At 38.2% G+C, this 16,477-nt stretch carries 16 protein-coding genes; 4 read left to right on the top strand and 12 right to left on the bottom strand.

Going from position 1 to position 16,477, the window contains the following annotated elements; translation table 11 throughout:
• Positions 1-78: 78 nt before the first annotated feature.
• From AB986_RS01635 to AB986_RS01620, 4 genes are all read right to left on the bottom strand, one after another.
• Entirely contained in the window at positions 79-1,608 is a 1,530-nt protein-coding gene (locus tag AB986_RS01635) for a glycine betaine uptake BCCT transporter (RefSeq protein ID WP_048309138.1), read from the bottom strand.
• Positions 1,609-1,803: 195 nt separating this feature from the next.
• On the bottom strand, positions 1,804-2,559 hold the full coding sequence (locus AB986_RS01630) for an anti-sigma factor (RefSeq protein WP_048309137.1): 756 nt from the start codon (positions 2,557-2,559) through the stop codon (positions 1,804-1,806).
• Positions 2,543-3,115 carry an RNA polymerase sigma factor gene (locus AB986_RS01625; protein WP_048309136.1) on the bottom strand — a complete coding sequence of 191 codons (573 nt, stop codon included), beginning with the start codon at positions 3,113-3,115 and terminating at the stop codon, positions 2,543-2,545. Before AB986_RS01625 ends, AB986_RS01630 begins: the two co-directional genes overlap by 17 nt.
• A gap of 144 nt (positions 3,116-3,259) precedes the next feature.
• A complete protein-coding gene (locus AB986_RS01620) occupies positions 3,260-3,505 on the bottom strand; it encodes an HPr family phosphocarrier protein (protein ID WP_048309135.1) in 246 nt (81 codons plus the stop codon).
• Positions 3,506-3,701: 196 nt separating this feature from the next.
• On the opposite strand from AB986_RS01620, the gene fabL reads away from it, so the two are divergent.
• Positions 3,702-4,457 carry an enoyl-[acyl-carrier-protein] reductase FabL gene (gene fabL, locus AB986_RS01615; protein ID WP_048309134.1) on the top strand — a complete coding sequence of 252 codons (756 nt, stop codon included), beginning with the start codon at positions 3,702-3,704 and terminating at the stop codon, positions 4,455-4,457.
• 100 nt (positions 4,458-4,557) lie between these two features.
• On the opposite strand, the gene AB986_RS01610 is transcribed toward fabL, so the two are convergent.
• The 3 genes from AB986_RS01610 to AB986_RS01600 form a co-directional block, all read right to left on the bottom strand.
• The gene (locus tag AB986_RS01610; protein ID WP_048309133.1) at positions 4,558-5,487 is read right to left on the bottom strand and encodes a manganese-dependent inorganic pyrophosphatase; all 930 of its coding nucleotides are present in this window, start codon (positions 5,485-5,487) and stop codon (positions 4,558-4,560) included.
• 144 nt (positions 5,488-5,631) lie between these two features.
• On the bottom strand, positions 5,632-6,276 hold the full coding sequence (locus AB986_RS01605) for an SDR family oxidoreductase (protein ID WP_048309132.1): 645 nt from the start codon (positions 6,274-6,276) through the stop codon (positions 5,632-5,634).
• Positions 6,277-6,338: 62 nt separating this feature from the next.
• Positions 6,339-7,514 carry an MFS transporter gene (locus AB986_RS01600; protein WP_048309131.1) on the bottom strand — a complete coding sequence of 392 codons (1,176 nt, stop codon included), beginning with the start codon at positions 7,512-7,514 and terminating at the stop codon, positions 6,339-6,341.
• A gap of 147 nt (positions 7,515-7,661) precedes the next feature.
• On the opposite strand from AB986_RS01600, the gene AB986_RS01595 reads away from it, so the two are divergent.
• Positions 7,662-8,420 carry a TrmB family transcriptional regulator gene (locus tag AB986_RS01595; protein WP_048309130.1) on the top strand — a complete coding sequence of 253 codons (759 nt, stop codon included), beginning with the start codon at positions 7,662-7,664 and terminating at the stop codon, positions 8,418-8,420.
• A gap of 124 nt (positions 8,421-8,544) precedes the next feature.
• Here AB986_RS01595 and AB986_RS01590 read toward each other — a convergent pair whose 3' ends face one another.
• Positions 8,545-8,850: an AbrB/MazE/SpoVT family DNA-binding domain-containing protein gene (locus AB986_RS01590; protein WP_048309129.1), complete on the bottom strand. Its 306-nt coding sequence runs from the start codon at positions 8,848-8,850 to the stop codon at positions 8,545-8,547.
• A gap of 373 nt (positions 8,851-9,223) precedes the next feature.
• On the opposite strand from AB986_RS01590, the gene AB986_RS01585 reads away from it, so the two are divergent.
• Both AB986_RS01585 and AB986_RS01580 read left to right on the top strand, forming a co-directional pair.
• Complete coding sequence (locus tag AB986_RS01585; protein ID WP_048309128.1) at positions 9,224-9,676, top strand: MarR family winged helix-turn-helix transcriptional regulator; 453 nt, start codon at positions 9,224-9,226, stop codon at positions 9,674-9,676.
• Positions 9,673-12,315 carry an MMPL family transporter gene (locus tag AB986_RS01580; RefSeq protein WP_048309127.1) on the top strand — a complete coding sequence of 881 codons (2,643 nt, stop codon included), beginning with the start codon at positions 9,673-9,675 and terminating at the stop codon, positions 12,313-12,315. Before AB986_RS01585 ends, AB986_RS01580 begins: the two co-directional genes overlap by 4 nt.
• Before the next feature lie 43 nt (positions 12,316-12,358).
• Here the strand turns inward: AB986_RS01580 and AB986_RS01575 are convergent, their stop codons facing one another.
• The 4 genes from AB986_RS01575 to AB986_RS01560 are packed head-to-tail and all read right to left on the bottom strand — an operon-like array spanning position 12,359 to position 16,157.
• Positions 12,359-12,880, bottom strand: coding sequence for an RNA polymerase sigma factor (locus tag AB986_RS01575; protein WP_048309126.1), 522 nt, complete (start codon positions 12,878-12,880; stop codon positions 12,359-12,361).
• 11 nt (positions 12,881-12,891) lie between these two features.
• Positions 12,892-14,913 (bottom strand): DUF6449 domain-containing protein, encoded by a 2,022-nt coding sequence (locus tag AB986_RS01570; RefSeq protein ID WP_048309125.1) that lies wholly within the window; start codon positions 14,911-14,913, stop codon positions 12,892-12,894.
• Positions 14,888-15,787 carry an ABC transporter ATP-binding protein gene (locus tag AB986_RS01565; protein ID WP_048309124.1) on the bottom strand — a complete coding sequence of 300 codons (900 nt, stop codon included), beginning with the start codon at positions 15,785-15,787 and terminating at the stop codon, positions 14,888-14,890. Before AB986_RS01565 ends, AB986_RS01570 begins: the two co-directional genes overlap by 26 nt.
• A complete protein-coding gene (locus AB986_RS01560; RefSeq protein ID WP_048309123.1) occupies positions 15,780-16,157 on the bottom strand; it encodes a GntR family transcriptional regulator in 378 nt (125 codons plus the stop codon). Before AB986_RS01560 ends, AB986_RS01565 begins: the two co-directional genes overlap by 8 nt.
• Between the last annotated feature and the right edge of the window lie 320 nt (positions 16,158-16,477).

Here is a 16,477-nt window from a genome sequence, read left to right as displayed (position 1 = left end):
AAACTGAACAATCTTAACGTTATTTCTAAGAATGAAAGAAAGAAACCCTTAAAGTGCAAGCACTTCAAGGGTTTTGAATTAGACTGTTTTTATTTCTTTCTTTGCTTTTGGTTTCTTATCAGTACTTCTCTGCTTTCTTGGTACTTCTTCATTGAATGACTTAATCATACCCCAGCAAGTAAATAAGAGAATGATTGTTAACGGAAAGGCACTAACAATAATTGCTGTTTGCATGCTTTCTAGTCCACCAGTAATCATTAATACAACTGCAGAAGCTGAAAGAATAAAGCCCCAGCTAAATTTAACAAACATAGGCGGATTCAAACTACCGTTTGTTGTTTGCATCCCCAGTACAAAAGTTGCAGAGTCAGCTGATGTAATAAAGAACGTAGCAATTAACAATAGTGTAATAACTGTTAGGACAATTCCAAGCGGAAGCTGTTCGTAAAGATAGAACAATCCTGCTTCAAGACTTTGACCAGCAATATCAGTTCCTTGCGTAAAGTCGAAGAAAATCCCTGATCCACCGAAAACTCCAAACCAGAATGCACAAACAATGGTCGGAACAACAGTTACTGCAACCATAAATTCTCTCACTGTGCGACCTTTTGATACCCTAGCAATAAACGTTCCTACAAATGGAGACCATGCAATCCACCATGCCCAATAGAAGATCGTCCAGCCCTGAATCCATGATTCATTCTGCTCGTTCATTGGTGATAGACGCATACCCATTGCGAAAATGTTTTGAACGTACTCACCGAATGTTGTTACAAATATATCTAGAACGAATTTAGTTGGTCCTACAATGAGGAATACAAAGAGCAATAGAACCGCCAGTATCATATTCGTATTACTTAAGTATTTAATACCCTTTTTAATTCCTGTTCCAGCTGATATTGTAAATAGAACTGTGATAATTGAGATAATAATTAACTGTACTGTAAAGTTATTCGGTATGTCTGTTAAATAGCTTAACCCACCATTAATTTGTTGAGCCCCTAGTCCTAGTGAAGCTGCAACTCCAAAAATCGTGGCAAATACGGCGATAACATCTACTGTAATTCCAATCGGACCTTTAACACGATCCCCGAGTAACGGATAAAGTGTAGCACTCATAAGGCCTGGAGCACCTTTTCTAAACTTGTAATAAGCAAGGGCTAGAGCAATTGTCGCGTATATAGCCCATGCATGAAATCCCCAGTGTAAATATGTATAACGAAGGGCTAGGTGAGCTGCACCTACGGTACCTGCTTCACCATATGGCGGGGTAGAAAAGTGGGACATTGGTTCTGATACTCCAAAGAACAATAGCCCTATTCCCATCCCGGCGCTAAACAACATTGCGAACCAGGTGAGTCTGCTGTACTCAGGCTTGTCGGTATCTTTACCGAGCTTGATATTTCCAAATCTACTGAAAATTAAATAAATCGCAAACACTAGAAAGAATGTTGCTGCAAGTTGATAGAACCAACCAAACTGATTTAGAAAGAAATTTTGTGATACGGTCATAACCTGGTCGAGATTGCCAGGCATGATCACGCCCCAACCTACGAAGACAATCGCCAGTGCGATGCCTATCCAATATACTTTTGTAACTTTTCCCATTCAATTCACTCCCGTTTGTATTATATGGCCGATAAAAATATTTCAAAATAACAACCACATAGTTATTAATCATAATCAAATTGCGCCACATTATCAAATTTTTTAAAGATTTTAGTATAATATACCCCTAACCCATTTACTACAAACCATCAGCCAAAAAAATAAAAGCAGAGACATTACTGCCTCTGCTCTCTCTTATAATCCTGAACTTAATACGACTTTCCCTTTCGGTGTTTCACTCGAATCATCAGGCTCAAGTGTGATAGCAACTGCATCCCACTTATGCTCACCTTCATAATCAACCTCATAGGTAACTTCACCATTTCCTTGTTGATTCGGTGTAAAGGAGCCTGCTCGATAAGGTGTATCCCCTTCAAGCAACCAAACTTGATAAACCTGATCTCCATCCACATCAGCAACATCGTTCACCTGAACAATGAGATTCATTCGTCCATTCTCATTCATTAACGCTGCCGAACCTCCAGATGCTTCTGCCTCAGAAGGCTGCAGCTGGACGGCTTTTATAAGCGAAGCAATTTCCTGGGTCTGTTCTGGATTGCTTTCATTCATATAATTATATACATTTCCAGCTAAGGAAAGGAATAGCGCTGCCGCAAGCGCTGGTGCAACCCATTTTCTTTGTCTAGATTTTCTTTCAGACTGAAGATCTGTCACTTTGTTTTGATTTGTTAAATCATTCATTTCAGCATGATTCAGATTGGTTTCTTCTCTATCATCTTCAAACACGCTTGCTAGTACACGTTCTTTCATCCCAGCAGGCGGTTCTTCCGGTATAGAAAGATAAGGAAGGTCACCTGTCAATTCTTCCAGCTCCTTTAACTCCTCTCTGCACTCTTCACATGATTCGAGGTGAGCTTCGAACTGTACTTTCTCATGTTCTGTTAACGTTCCGTTGAAATAGTCAAGTAGCTGTTCACAAGTTGCTTTCATCTGAGACCCCTCCTTTCTCACCGAGACTGGTTTTTAAATGTTTTAATGCAAGCCGAATTCGGCCCTTAACAGTCCCCAATGGGAGGTCGAACTCTTCAGAGATTTTTTTATGCGTCATCCCTTTAAAGTAAAACATTTCAATGATTTTCTGCTGCTCATCTTTTAATTTAGAAACTGCCGTTCGAAGTACCTGACCTCGTTCTTTCCACACAACCTGATCTTCTACAGAGTCTTCGTCGCTATGAAGAGAATCTCGTTCGTCTAATTCAAAATCAGGTTCTTTGGACTGCCTCCTTAAGACATCAATCGCCGTATGACGCGTCATAGTTAGAAGCCAGGAAGAGAACTTACCTTTATCATCACTATATTGTGCCTTTCCTTTCCAAAGCTTAATGAACACTTCTTGCATTATTTCTTCAGCAAGTCCCCCATCCTTCACAATCCGATATGAAAAGGAATATAACAGCTTCTCATATCGATCGTAGAGGAGTGAAAGAGCTTCTTTATCCTTTGCCTGGACCTTAACATATAGGTCGGCATCATTGAGTTCTCTCATACCATTCTCCTTTTCATCATTACTGGCGCCAGCTTGAAGAGGCAGAAAGCTTATGTATAGCTAACGTTAATCAGTCTGATTTGGATGTGTTTTTGTGATAATTCGTTTCCTCTGCCGGAAAAAAGCCCTTCCAACAGGAAGGACTCACGCTTTTTTAAACAAGTCTAGTGAAAGAAATGCTTCCTTAATGCCTTCTAATTCTCCATTTTCCACAGTAATCTCTAACGTTTGCCCTGGTTGTAGTGATAATGCAAGAACGCCAAGTAAACTTTTCGCATCAACTACCCAGTGCTCTTTCCTTAATAAAATCGTTTCAGGGAATCGACTAGCAGTATTTACAAGTTGACTAGCTGTTTCAGCAAAAACTGGCTTTAGAACTTGAACTTTCATCTTCAGTCTCCTCTCCAATACTCACTCTCTCTACATAGGCTATAGTATAGCATAATTATCTTGTTTCATAATAAACAGACACTCCATGTACATTTTTAATGGTTAAAGTATTATATTTGTTTGATCTGACTAACTTTTCATGAGTCTTTTGTTCCTGTATGATAGGGATGATTAGAATTAGAAGAGGTGACTGAGGATGACTAATAAAGTAGCTTTAATAACAGGTGGTACTCGTGGGATTGGGAAGGCGATTGCTCATAAATTCGCTTCCGAAGGATACAATCTTGTATTAAATTTCATGAGAAAAAAGAAAGACGCAGAACAAACAAAACAAGAACTTGAAGAAGCATTTGGAATTACTGTACATATAGTAAAAGCAAACGTAGGTGAAGTGAAGCAGATCACATCTCTTTTCAATGAAGCAGAAGAAACATTCGGAAGACTTGATGTTTTTATTAATAATGCAGCTTCAGGAGTATTGAGACCCCTAATGGAAATCGAGGAAAGCCACTGGGATTGGACTCAAAACATCAATGCAAAAGCCTATTTATTTGCTGCTCAAGAGGCTGCTCGAATTATGGAGAAAAATGGTGGTGGATCTATTGTTGCGCTATCAAGCCTTGGCTCTATAAGAGCTCTTCCTAACTATGTAGCTGTCGGTGTATCAAAAGCTTCTGTAGAAGCTATTACAAGATACCTAGCTGTGGAACTCTCTTCAAAAGGAATCGTTGTTAATGCAGTATCTGGAGGAGCAGTAGACACTGACGCTTTGAAACACTTCCCAAACAGAGAAGAACTACTGGAATCTGCTAAAAAGCGAAACCCTGCTGGACGTCTTGTTGAACCTACTGATATGGCAGATACGACTTATTTCTTAACAACACCTGCAGCTCGTATGATTAGAGGCCAAACGATCATTGTCGATGGCGGGCTGTCATTGCTTGGTGAGTAAAGATTAAATGATAAACATCTAAGCTGTCTCTAATGTTAATCATTGTAAAAACGAAATGCCCTGAGAGAATTAGCAATTCTCTCAGGGCATTTCCAATTTATTATGATGTAAAAGTTTCAGTTAAAACCGGTACGATTTGTTTCTTACGAGAAACAACACCTTCTAAGACAGCAAGATTCTCAACAAGTTCAACATTAAATGCTTTCTCAACATCATTTACATGTTTTCCAAGAGCGAGTACTGTTGAATTATTTGTAAGAATATCTGTAACAACTAAAAGGAATAAGTCAAGTTCCTTCACTTCAATAACTTGTCTCATTTCCTCTTCTACAGCATCTTTTCGAGCTAGGACATCAAGCGTATCAACCACATTGACCTGAGCTACTTCTACTTTAGCCTCTCCCATACCAAATTCTTTCGCATCAAGCGAAATAAGTTCCGCAGGTGTTTTACTACTCATATCAGCACCAGCTTTTAGCATCTCCAGACCGTATGTTTCTGCATCTACTCCTGCGATTTCTGCAAGTTCACTAGCTGCAGCTATATCTTCCTCAGTACAAGTAGGTGATTTAAAAAGTAGAGAGTCTGAAATGATGGCAGAAAGCATTAATCCCGCAATACTTTTGTCAATTTGAATGTTCTTCTCTTTATACAATTTGTTAAGAATTGTAGCTGTGCAACCTACTGGCTCAGCTCTGTAATAAACCGGATCAGCTGTTTCAAAGTTTGCAATTCGATGGTGATCAATTACTTCAAGAATACGAACATTTTCAATATCCTCTGCACTCTGTTGACGTTCATTATGGTCAACTAAGATGACACTGCTTGCTTCATTAGCAACAGTATTAACCATTCTTGGTGCTTCAACATTAAATTGATCTAGCGCATATTGCGTTTCGCCATTTACAGCGCCTAAACGAACTGGTTCAACATTCATTCCTAGCTTTCTTTTTAAATCTGCATATACAAGAGCAGAAGTAATCGTATCTGTGTCTGGGTTTTTATGTCCGAAAATCAATACTTTTTCCATGAGTCGACTCCTTTAATATCATAAAATTTATGTACTCAATACATATTGTAAAGTGGTCTTGCGTTAAACTCAACATCAATTGTCAATCTCTTAACAAGAAAAGAAAGGAAACCGATTCTCTTTAAAAGAAAATCGGCTTCAAATTTACAGTGATGCTATCGCATTTTCAATTGAATCTTCACCTGAAATCAGATCAAAAGAGCGTCTAATTGTGTTTTCATTTAGTAATGAAGCAACAATAACGTTTGCAACATCTTCCCGCGAAACTGAACCACGCTTCAGATTTTCTGCGATCGATACGTGACCAGTTCCTTCTTCATTCAGTAATCCACCAGGTCGAACGATTGTGTAATCAAGAGAACTTTGTTCAAGTATTTTATCTGCATAATGTTTCGCTGCATAGTACGGCATTAGAGCTTCGCTCCAATTCTCTCGATTATGAGCTTGATGAGCACTTACCATTACATAGCGTTTAACGCCCAATTTCTCGGCTGCTTCCATTGTTTTAACTGCACCATCTAGATCAACAAGAAGTGTCTTATCAGACCCAGTACTTCCCCCAGATCCAGCTGCGAAGATGATTGCATCGCTACCTTCTATAGCAGATGATAGTGTTTCAACAGAATCTTCTAGGCTTGCTACAACTGACTCAATGCCTTTATCCGCTAATTCAGCAGCTTGTTCTTCTTTTCGAACCAGTGCCTTAACAGAATGCTCTTTACGATCATGAAGTAGGTTTACGATTTGATGACCGACTTGTCCATTGGCTCCAATAACTAGTACATTCATCATTAGCTCTCCTTCCAGGTTGTATCTGTTCCTATTATTTCAAACACACCTTTTCAGAGCAACTAACCTGCTCGGTGGTTAATGGATGAAGTGATTTGCTTCTTGTCTCTAGTCATTGAAAATACAGCTGTTGCTAAAGCAAGTACTATAAACAGGCTTCCTACTGTTGCATTCATTTCAACTGTTCCTCGATCAATGACGAAAGCTCCAACTGACGAACCAAGTGCAATACCGAGGTGAAGGGCTGAGTTATTTAGGCTTTGTTGAATATCAGACGTCTCGGGTGCTAGTTCAATTAAATAACTCTGTTGGGCTGGAGTTATGCCCCAGCTTATCATGCTCCAAATCACCATAATGATGATAAATAACGGAAATGAGAATGTTGTATATGGAATAACAAACATTGACACACCGAAAAGCACAATCGAAACGATAATAGTAGGCCTAGTTCCAAAGCGGTCAGAAGCTATACCACCAAGCCCTCCACCAGCTACGGCTGCAAAGCCAAAGATCAGATAAACAATACTCACCCAATTTCCACTCAAACCGAGCGACGATTTTAAGAATGGAGTAAGGTAGCCATAAAGTGTTAAATGACCACTAAGGAATAAGAAAGAAGTCAATTGCGCAGTAAATATACGATTATCTTTTAGCGTTTGAATTTGTTTCTTGATCGGTATAGCAGGTTTAGGCAGAATTTTCTCCATAAAGAAATATACCCCTGCCATCGATAATAAGGTAAGAACGATAATAAGAATAAATGGCGCTCTCCAACCAAAAGTATTTCCTAACATTAGTCCAATTGGTACGCCAAGAACAAGCGAAGCACTAATCCCCATAAATACAACGCCAATCGCTCTCGCTCTATATTCTTTTTTCACAATATTTGAAGCCATTGTAACGCACAACACGACAAGTAATGAACCACTTGCTGCTGAAATGATCCTCGCAAACATTAAAATACTAAATGATGCGCTGAAGACAGCCACTATATTACCTAGCAGAAAGACAACTAGCGAGAGCAAGGTTAATTTCTTGCGTTCAAATCCTGCAGTAACCGAAAGCAAGATTGGCCCCATCAATGCGAATACTATTGAAAACACACTAATTAAAAGACCGGTTTTCCCAAGACTTATATTAAGGTCTTCTGCGACTAAATCGAGAATTCCACCTATTATTAATTCCACCATTCCAACTACAAACGAAACAATTGTTAGTAAATAAACACGTTTGTTCAAACCTTTTCGCCTCTTTTCTAATAAGTTACCACTAAAAGAGTAACTCTTATTCCTTAAGAAGGCAACAGGTAAAAAGTGATCTCTTACGACTACTAAAATGATGTGCTATGATATAGAAAACGTTGGAATGGTAAGGAGAATAAAGACATGCTACAGCAATTTGGATTTACTCAATATGAAAGCCAGGTGTATGAAGCTCTTATCACAATTGACGAAGCTCTTGACGCAACCGCTATTGTAAAGCGTTCAAACGTGCCTCGCTCTAAAGTGTATGATGTGCTTCGTCGTCTGAGTGATAAAGGGATGGTTCTAGAATCAACTGTGGAGAAAAAACGTCTATACACTCCTCTTCCACTTGAATCCGCAATTTCAAAACTACGTCGTGACTTCGATGATAATATTACCCAGCTTAAATCCATTCAAGTTCGAAACAAGCCTGCTGATGACCGTGTTTGGACACTTAAAGACGATCAATCCATCGACTCTCTCGTATCCGCTATATTAAACCATGCAACGACTTCGATTGTTTTCTCTGGGTGGGCAGATGATATCGAACAACATCATTCATTACTTGAAAGCAAAGAAAGCAATGGGGTCTCGGTTGAGATTCACACCATTGGTAATCTAAATACGAATATTAGTAACGTAACAACCCTTATACCTGATTCCGAACATCAGAACCTTGAACGTAGCCGAATTGTGATTATTGATAAGGAAGAAGTCTTGTTTGCAGGAATTGAAGAAAATAATTGGCAGGCGATCCATACGAAATCAAGGCCACTTGTTACTTTTTTCACAGAGTTTTTCTATCACGATGTTGCTTTAACAGAAATCACACAAAAGTTCGGCACCATGATGATGGAGGACTCCGAAATCAGAAATGTATTGCTTAAATTGCGCTATTAATATAAAAGTTTTCAAAGAGCTGCTCCTCATTTCCACTCTTAATAGCGAACAATGAGTTGCCATATTAATTTCTTCTCATATAAAAAACACCCGTGCCAGCTTCCTGGACGGATGTCATTATCTACTATTCTGCTTTTTGCATTTCTTTGGAATTCAGACCTAATTTCATCTCAATTTCTTGCTTCATAATTGCCATTCCCTCGGGACTTAGAATGATGTTTCCATTACCAAATGCTTTGTTTTCATCTAGCACTTCTCCCGTAATCATACAGGCCATGTCCGCCTGATATTTCTGCAGTATGACTTTGTTATCGCTAGTGAATATTTCAATTGGGTCTTTCACCTGAATATCAAGCGTACGTCTTAGTTCCTTTGGAATGACAATTCGGCCTAGCTCATCGATTTTCCTCACCACACCAGTGCTCTTCATGATCATTCCTCCCTTTCGTTTTAAAGAACAAGTGACTGTTAAATCAATCATAATATCATTACGGGTATTTAGCAATATAAAAGTGCCAAAATTCTGTAAATTTACATTTTATATCTATTTTTATTTCAAATGTTTCAATTTAATTGGCTATGTTAGCTCATAATGTTGATTCCTCAATTTTTGGCTCATTCGAGTGAAACCTCAGTTTCACTCGAATGAGCCAAAAATCAACACTGTTCATTAACATAGCCATCTAATTAGTCCGTCATAGCTGAACTATATTATTTATGGGTGCAACTTTATAGTTGCACCCCATGTAGTTTAGGGTGTAAACTAAAATTGTTTAGAGGGTAAACTAGTGGAGGTAGTATAGTTGAATAAGAAATTATCTGAAGCCGTAGCGTTATTTGAAGAAGTTATTATGTATGGAACTGAGCGTATTATTCGCTCATTTGAACATCAAATTTTTGAGGAATATTCATCTGAACAACTCCAGATGCTCCAAATCATTTCTAAGTCTGAGCATATTTCTCCTGGGAAATTAGCTTCACTTCAAGGTGTGCACAAAAGCGCAATTTCAAATCGATATAAAAAGCTAGAAACAAAGGGGCTAGTTACGACAGTTGATTCAGATGAAGATTTAAGAGGGAAATTGATAGCTCTGACAGATAAAGGTCATGATGTCGTTTCTATGTTTAATGAAGTCATCTATGAGCATGTAGAAAAGATAGTGTTAGACGATTTTCAAGAAACAGAAATAGATGAATTTCTACGTATTTTCCGTAAATTAAGTACGATTCTTAAAACCGAGGGGGACCGTAAATGAGACAACTATTAAAATTCAAATGGCCAATTGCAATAGCTTTGATTGCAATCACAACTGTGCTGTTTATTCTTTCGCCAAACCTTTCACAGCAAGCTGAAGATGCTGGTACATTTCAGCTCCCAGCAACTTCCGATTCAAAACTGGCAGCTGATATCCTTGAAGAAGCTGGAGCTGGTGATGAAACAATCTCAGTGGTATTTACATATGATGAACCAGTTATGGAACAAACTCAGAATGAAATTTCATCAATTGCAAACGAAATTGAAAAAGAAGATTCATTGGTTTCGAAAGTACTTGATCCGTTTGAAAATGACGAAACTGCTGAACAGCTCGTATCAAAAGACAAAAAAACTGTTCTATTACCAATTACAGTTGATGGATCTTCCGATGAAGTCAATGAGCTAGCAGATACAATTCGACAGGATATTATTCCAGACGAAACAACAGCCTATGTGACTGGGGAAGCCATTATCAACCACGATGTTAATGAGAGTGCTCAGGAAGGACTTGAGAGAACTGAACTTATTACGGTTGTTTTAATATTCGTCCTTCTTTTCGCAGTATTCCGTTCAATCACTACACCATTTATCCCCCTTATTGCGGTTGGGGTTACCTACTTACTTAGTCAATCAATCGTTGCCTTTCTAATTGATTGGTTTGGTTTTCCTGTTTCAAATTATACTCAAATCTTTCTCGTAGCTATCTTATTTGGTATAGGAACAGATTACTGTATTCTTCTTTTAAGCAGGTACAAGGAAGAACTAATACAAGGTCACAATGTTGAAGACGCAATCGTTAACACATACAAAACAGCAGGTCGTACATTGCTAATAAGTGGATTAGCTGTGTTCATCGGCTTTACTGCAATTGGATTTGCTGATTTCCCTATTTTCAAATCTGCGGTAGGGGTAGCAGTTGGTATCGCAGTGCTGATGGTGGTCTTATTCACTCTCGTACCATTTTTCATGGCATTGTTAAAAGACAAGCTATTTTGGCCTTCCAAAACATCGATATCACACAAAGATAGTAAACTTTGGACTGCTTTTGGCCGATTTTCAATTAACAAACCCATCTGGTCAATGGTCATCGTTGCGATTATCATGGTTCCACTTCTCTTCACTTACGATGATCAACTATCATTTAATACAGTTGATGAAATTGGTCAAGATTATGACTCTGTCAAAGGACTAAACGCGATCGAAAATGGCTTTGGTAAAGGGGATTCTCTTCCCATCAAAGTTATTATTCAACGGGATACGGAGATTGTGACAGAAGACTATCTTCCTTATATTGAAACAATCAGCAAAGAAATCGAGAAAAATAAGAGTGTTGATTCAGTTAGGTCTATTACGAGACCAGCAGGTGACGTCATTGATAATCTCTATGTCGACTCTCAGCTTTCGGAAGTTGGAAAAGGATTAAGTGAGGCATCTAGTGGTATTAATGATGTCCAGGACGGACTATCAGAAGTACAAAAAGGCCTTCAAGATATTAGTGGGCAATTTCCTTCTAATGAAAATACAGGTGGACTCCAGGAGACTGTGAATGGTCTTGGTCAAATCAATGACCAGCTTGGCTTAATTTCACAAAGTCTTCAGGAAACACAGAATGTTAGCTCAGCAACTCAACAACTGGGTCAAGTTCAACAACAGTTAGGACAAATTCAGCAGGGACTTTCTGGAGCTGCGTCTGATGCAGGACAAGCATCAGAGCTTAGCGGAGGGATTTCTCAGCTATCAGAAGGCGTTGGGTCTTCTATTGACGGGCTGAATGAGATAAACAATGGTCTACAAGAAGCTGCAGATCTATTAAGTGAAATGGGCGAATCTGAATCCCTCCGTGATACAAGTGTATTTATACCTAATGGAACGCTTGAGAATAAGGACTTTGAACCAGCTATTGACAGATATGCTTTTGATGAACGGAAAGCAGTAATGTTAGAAGTTATTTTAGAAGATGATCCTTATTCCACTGAGGCAATAACATCTGTTCGAGAAATAAAAGATACTGTCACGAGGACTATGAATGGAACGCCACTCGAAGATGCTACTGTTGCGTATAGTGGGGTATCTAGTATTAATAACGATCTATCCGATATTTCAACGAGTGACTTTAAAAGAACGGTAATCATTATGCTGGTTGGATTATTCGTTATCTTGACGATCCTCTTCCAATCAATTATTATGCCGATTGTTATGATTGGATCTCTTTTGCTAACTTATTATACGTCTATCGCTATTTCAGAGCTGATCTTTATCAATCTTATGGGTTACGATGGCATTGTATGGGCTGTTCCATTCTTTGGTTTTGTAATGCTTATTGCGCTCGGTGTTGATTATTCGATTTTCTTATTGGATCGATTTAAAGAAGAAGCTTCCATTGGTATCAATGAAGCAATGCATCGCTCAATGGCAAAAATGGGTACTGTCATTATCACGGCAGCGATTATTCTTGCAGGAACGTTTGGAGCAATGATGCCTTCCGGCGTACTTAGCTTAATGCAAATAGCTACAATCGTTATTACTGGACTACTTCTCTACGGACTAATTGTCCTTCCCCTCCTCATTCCAGCGATTACCGTTTCATTCGGTAAAGGAATATGGTGGCCATTTAAAGAAAGTAAATCAAATAAATCTTAGAAACAGACAATGAAAAGGTGTTCCAAATGGAACACCTTTTTTATTATGCAATTTCATGTTTTTGAAGTTCATCAACCATTTTACTTTTCATCGCGTTACGCGCTCTGTGCAAGCGGGATTTGACTGCTCCAGGTGATAGTTGAAGCTTACTTGCAATCTCTTTTTCTTTCAGTTGATTGTAATAATACAACCGAAATACTGTTCGAAGCTTTGGTGAGAGTGTGCTTATTAACAACCCTACCCCCTCTTCTATTTGAGTGTTTTCGCATGCCTTCTCTACAGACGATTCTAGTGGTATATCAAATAATTGAGTAGGTATGTCCATTGATACTAACACAATTTTTTTCTGTCTTCTTATAAGGTCTATTGCTTTACGAGTTGAAACAGTCGATAACCACGAGCCGACTTTTGCTTCATTATCTATTTCGATTAGTTTGTCGTGAGCGGTAATAAACGTTTCTTGAAGCACATCTTCCGCAAGACCATGATCCTTCGTTACTTTAAGCGCACTAAAGTAAACACGCTTATAGTGTTGGGTATATAAATCATGAAATGACATTCTCATAAACTATCACCTCACTTCACATCTTCGAAGTAGTCTTTAATGAAATCAGGTGCGTTTTCTTCATTAAATGACAATACGTCAAAAAAATCATCATCGTCATCATAGTGAATCCCAACTACGAATTTCCCATCGCTTGCACTTTGCTGCCCTTTCAATGCTTCCTCAATTTGTTTTTCATCCGTCACTTCCAAATGCCTTTCCGTAAGAGCAGATGAATCACCGTTCATCATTTGATGGTAGACATCCTCTGGATATTGATTTTCACTAAGTTCCATAGAATATACTTTCATATGGTCAATTTCATCAACACTAGTGAATGCTATATCGTAAAGATCTTCTCCTTTTAACCATTTAGTTGTGTTTTCATAAGAGGTCGGAATCATCGTATTTCGTTGATATGCATAAGCTCTTCTATCTTTTTCATTATCTAATGTTACTGAAACGTACGATTGTAAGCCTACTGGATTATTCATTTCTTCAAATGAAAGAGCATTAATATCCGATTTCATATGACTAAAGAATTCTTTCATTTTAGCAGGATCAACTATTACTGCTTCTGCATTACCAGGTCCATGTGGGTGAATATTTATTTTCTGAACATTTGATGGATCCAGATTCATAAGAGGATAAGCTAGTTTCTTGTAATCTTCCGTTTCCCATACTGCTTTCAGCTCAGAGTTAATCTCTTTGGGATTCATTCGGTATGAACGCTGAACCTCTTCTCCACTTTTCATTTTGTACGAAATAAAGTAATACTTTCCACTTCTATTTAGTGGATCACCTTGTTGAATGAATTCTTCATGCAACGTACGAATCGCATTAATCGTTTCATCCGAGCGTATGAAAGAGAGGGATTCATTATATAGCTTTGCATCTTCATATTCGTAATAAGTATCTCCTATATAAACATAGTCAACTTCGTCTAATGGAGGGACATAGCTTTCATATTTTTGCCAGAAAACCGGAATGATCGAAGCTATTAAACTAGCAGCGATTCCATACACTAGAATTCCTTTCGCATGTTCGAATGTGAAAACACGCCAGGTCTTTGCTATCAACATCGTAGCTAACAAATAGCCAATAATAATGCCAAGAAAATAGCCCCCAATAATCCATGGTATTGAAGATTGCGTCTCTCCAAAATACATTCCTACAAACAATGCAAAGCAAAATGTCATACTGAATTTCAAGACGGGTTTTAATGAATGTAAGGCAATCGCCTGCGTTGCTGATTCAAGTGGGCGCTTCTTATATATGATCATTGCAAAATAATAAAGAACGATTGAAATAACAAAGTAAATAGCTAACGTTAAGTACCCAATAGGCAAAACGTCTTGACCTTCCAATCGGTTTGTCATTAGTACATCCGTAATAGGAGAAAAATGCTCAAATGTTTGATCCAAACCATTTATTTCTGCATATCCAACGGTAAAGTAGCTAACATGAAAGGTGATTAGAATATAAATGCCTGCAGGGAAAAGTAGGAGTATATAAGTCAACACACCCTGAACCGCAGAAAGACCAGTAAGTGTTCCAACAAAAACACTAGCAATAAACACAAGTAATGTAACGACTATTGTTACTAACATCCAGTACCCTAAATCTCCGAGCGTATAGAAATCTGATACGTCTACGAATATGTAGAACAGAAACATGATGATACTTGCAAACAAAATCGGAGTAATAAGCATGAATATTCCCGAGCCTATCTGGTGGCGAAAAAGTGCTTCTCTACGAATTGGCAAGCTATGCATAAAGTCAGATGAAGCACTCACCTGCAAATATCGAAGCAAAAAGACAGCCATAAGAACTGGAATAGTAAACAGGAAAAGAGACTGAAATTCAAAGAAAAAGGTATGATCAAACAGTCCTGACCCATACGGGTCTCTAACATACTCCTTACTTAACGCCATTGCTAGCTGCAAAGGTAGAGTGAATAATAGACCAACCAAATACAAAATACTGATCCAGCCTACATTTCTAAAATTCTGTTTAAATAATTCATTCCTAAACGAGGATGTTATCGATGGCATACCCTACACCTCCCATTTCATATATAAATATTTCTTCTAATGTTAGTTGTAAACGATCGAAAACGATTGGAGAATACTTTTGAATTTCAGCTATCACTTTCTGTTCCTCCCCTTTCACAATCATTAGAAGGACACTCCCTCTCTTCTCTCGGTGCAAAATTGTTAGGTCACTTTCTAGAATTTCTTCACTATCATCTTTGAAGGCTACTTGCACTTTATGAACATCTGCTTTCAATTCATCGAGGTCCCGTTCAAGTAGAATTTGCCCATCATGTAAAATACCAACATGATCACAAATATCCTCTACTTCGCGCAAATTATGAGATGAAATCAATACAGTCATTTCCCGATCAGCTACATCTTGGATGATTAAACTTCTCACCTTTTTTCTCATTACTGCATCTAACCCATCAAACGGTTCATCAAGGATTAAAACGTCTGGCTTAATTGACAACGACAACCAGAATGCTACTTGTCTTTGCATTCCTTTTGAAAACTGACTTATCTTTTTGTTCTCATCTAAATGAAACGATCCCTTTAGTTCTTCGTACCGCTCTTCATCCCAGCCATCGTATAAATCCCGATAGTAATTCGCCATCTGTCTCACTGTATATTGTGGCAAATAGTAGAGAGCATCAGGAACAAACACCATTCTTTTTTTAATTGGAATATTTTCAAAAACATCTTCTTCCCTTACAAGAACTTGACCATTATCGGCCTGAATAATACCAGCTATCATTCGCATTAACGTTGTTTTTCCTGCACCATTTGAACCTAGCAATCCATAAATAGAACCTCGATCGACCGTAAAGCTCACATCGTTTAGAATCTTATTTTTCTCAAAGCTTTTATGTATCTTTCTTACTTTAATCATCCTGCTGTCCCCCCTCTACCTCATTGATTAGCGATTCAATTTCTTCCGCAGTCATACCAAGGTAAATAGCCTCTGCTAGTAATTTTTTCAATTGCTCTCGCACTTTCTTCAACTCCTCCACATTCTCCATTTTTTTTGATGGATGAACGAAGCTTCCTTTTCCTTTCACAGAATAGATATATCCTTGAGACTCCAGCTCTCTATATGCTTTTTGTATTGTATTAGGATTTATTGTCAGCTGTTGAGCAAGTTCTCTGACAGAAGGAAGTTTTTCATCGTCTTTAAGGACATCTTTAATAATGAGCTGTTTCACCTTATCTACTAATTGTACGTAGATAGCCTTTCGACTTCTAAAGTCCAAATCAAACATTACTTCACCTCCATTCATGATGTTTCACTTCTGTATTATCTGTATTAGTATATATAGTACAGTATTAGTATATACAATACAGCATTGTTTGAGAAGAGGTTTTTATGAACAAATTGAAGTATTGATGATATTTCTCTATTAGAATAGTGGTTAATTTCCGCTCCGGGATGTTCGCTTTCCGCGGGGCGGGCGGAGAGTCCACAGGAGTCGAGCACCCTTCCGCTCCAATCACTAATGTGGTTTTTTTCAATATTTGTATCAAAAGCAACAATCTGTTAGAAAAGAGCTGATTATAAAAAAAGACCGTACCACGATTTATT

This window comes from Guptibacillus hwajinpoensis, from assembly GCF_001039475.1.
GTDB lineage: Bacteria > Bacillota > Bacilli > Bacillales > Guptibacillaceae > Guptibacillus > Guptibacillus hwajinpoensis.
Note: the sequence above shows the minus strand (reverse complement) of the source record. Positions and strands in the feature narration are given on the sequence as shown.

What these genes read in the sequence shown, in the direction of transcription:
- AB986_RS01570 (WP_048309125.1), bottom strand. Translation starts at nt 14,913, where the DNA reads ATGCCATCGATAACATCCTCGTTTAGGAATGAATTATTTAAACAGAAT.
- AB986_RS01610 (WP_048309133.1), bottom strand. Translation starts at nt 5,487, where the DNA reads ATGGAAAAAGTATTGATTTTCGGACATAAAAACCCAGACACAGATACG.
- AB986_RS01590 (WP_048309129.1), bottom strand. Translation starts at nt 8,850, where the DNA reads ATGAAGAGCACTGGTGTGGTGAGGAAAATCGATGAGCTAGGCCGAATT.
- AB986_RS01630 (WP_048309137.1), bottom strand. Translation starts at nt 2,559, where the DNA reads ATGAAAGCAACTTGTGAACAGCTACTTGACTATTTCAACGGAACGTTA.
- AB986_RS01595 (WP_048309130.1), top strand. Translation starts at nt 7,662, where the DNA reads ATGCTACAGCAATTTGGATTTACTCAATATGAAAGCCAGGTGTATGAA.
- AB986_RS01625 (WP_048309136.1), bottom strand. Translation starts at nt 3,115, where the DNA reads ATGAGAGAACTCAATGATGCCGACCTATATGTTAAGGTCCAGGCAAAG.
- AB986_RS01620 (WP_048309135.1), bottom strand. Translation starts at nt 3,505, where the DNA reads ATGAAAGTTCAAGTTCTAAAGCCAGTTTTTGCTGAAACAGCTAGTCAA.
- AB986_RS01575 (WP_048309126.1), bottom strand. Translation starts at nt 12,880, where the DNA reads ATGAGAATGTCATTTCATGATTTATATACCCAACACTATAAGCGTGTT.
- AB986_RS01580 (WP_048309127.1), top strand. Translation starts at nt 9,673, where the DNA reads ATGAGACAACTATTAAAATTCAAATGGCCAATTGCAATAGCTTTGATT.
- AB986_RS01605 (WP_048309132.1), bottom strand. Translation starts at nt 6,276, where the DNA reads ATGAATGTACTAGTTATTGGAGCCAATGGACAAGTCGGTCATCAAATC.
- fabL (WP_048309134.1), top strand. Translation starts at nt 3,702, where the DNA reads ATGACTAATAAAGTAGCTTTAATAACAGGTGGTACTCGTGGGATTGGG.
- AB986_RS01565 (WP_048309124.1), bottom strand. Translation starts at nt 15,787, where the DNA reads ATGATTAAAGTAAGAAAGATACATAAAAGCTTTGAGAAAAATAAGATT.
- AB986_RS01560 (WP_048309123.1), bottom strand. Translation starts at nt 16,157, where the DNA reads ATGTTTGATTTGGACTTTAGAAGTCGAAAGGCTATCTACGTACAATTA.
- AB986_RS01635 (WP_048309138.1), bottom strand. Translation starts at nt 1,608, where the DNA reads ATGGGAAAAGTTACAAAAGTATATTGGATAGGCATCGCACTGGCGATT.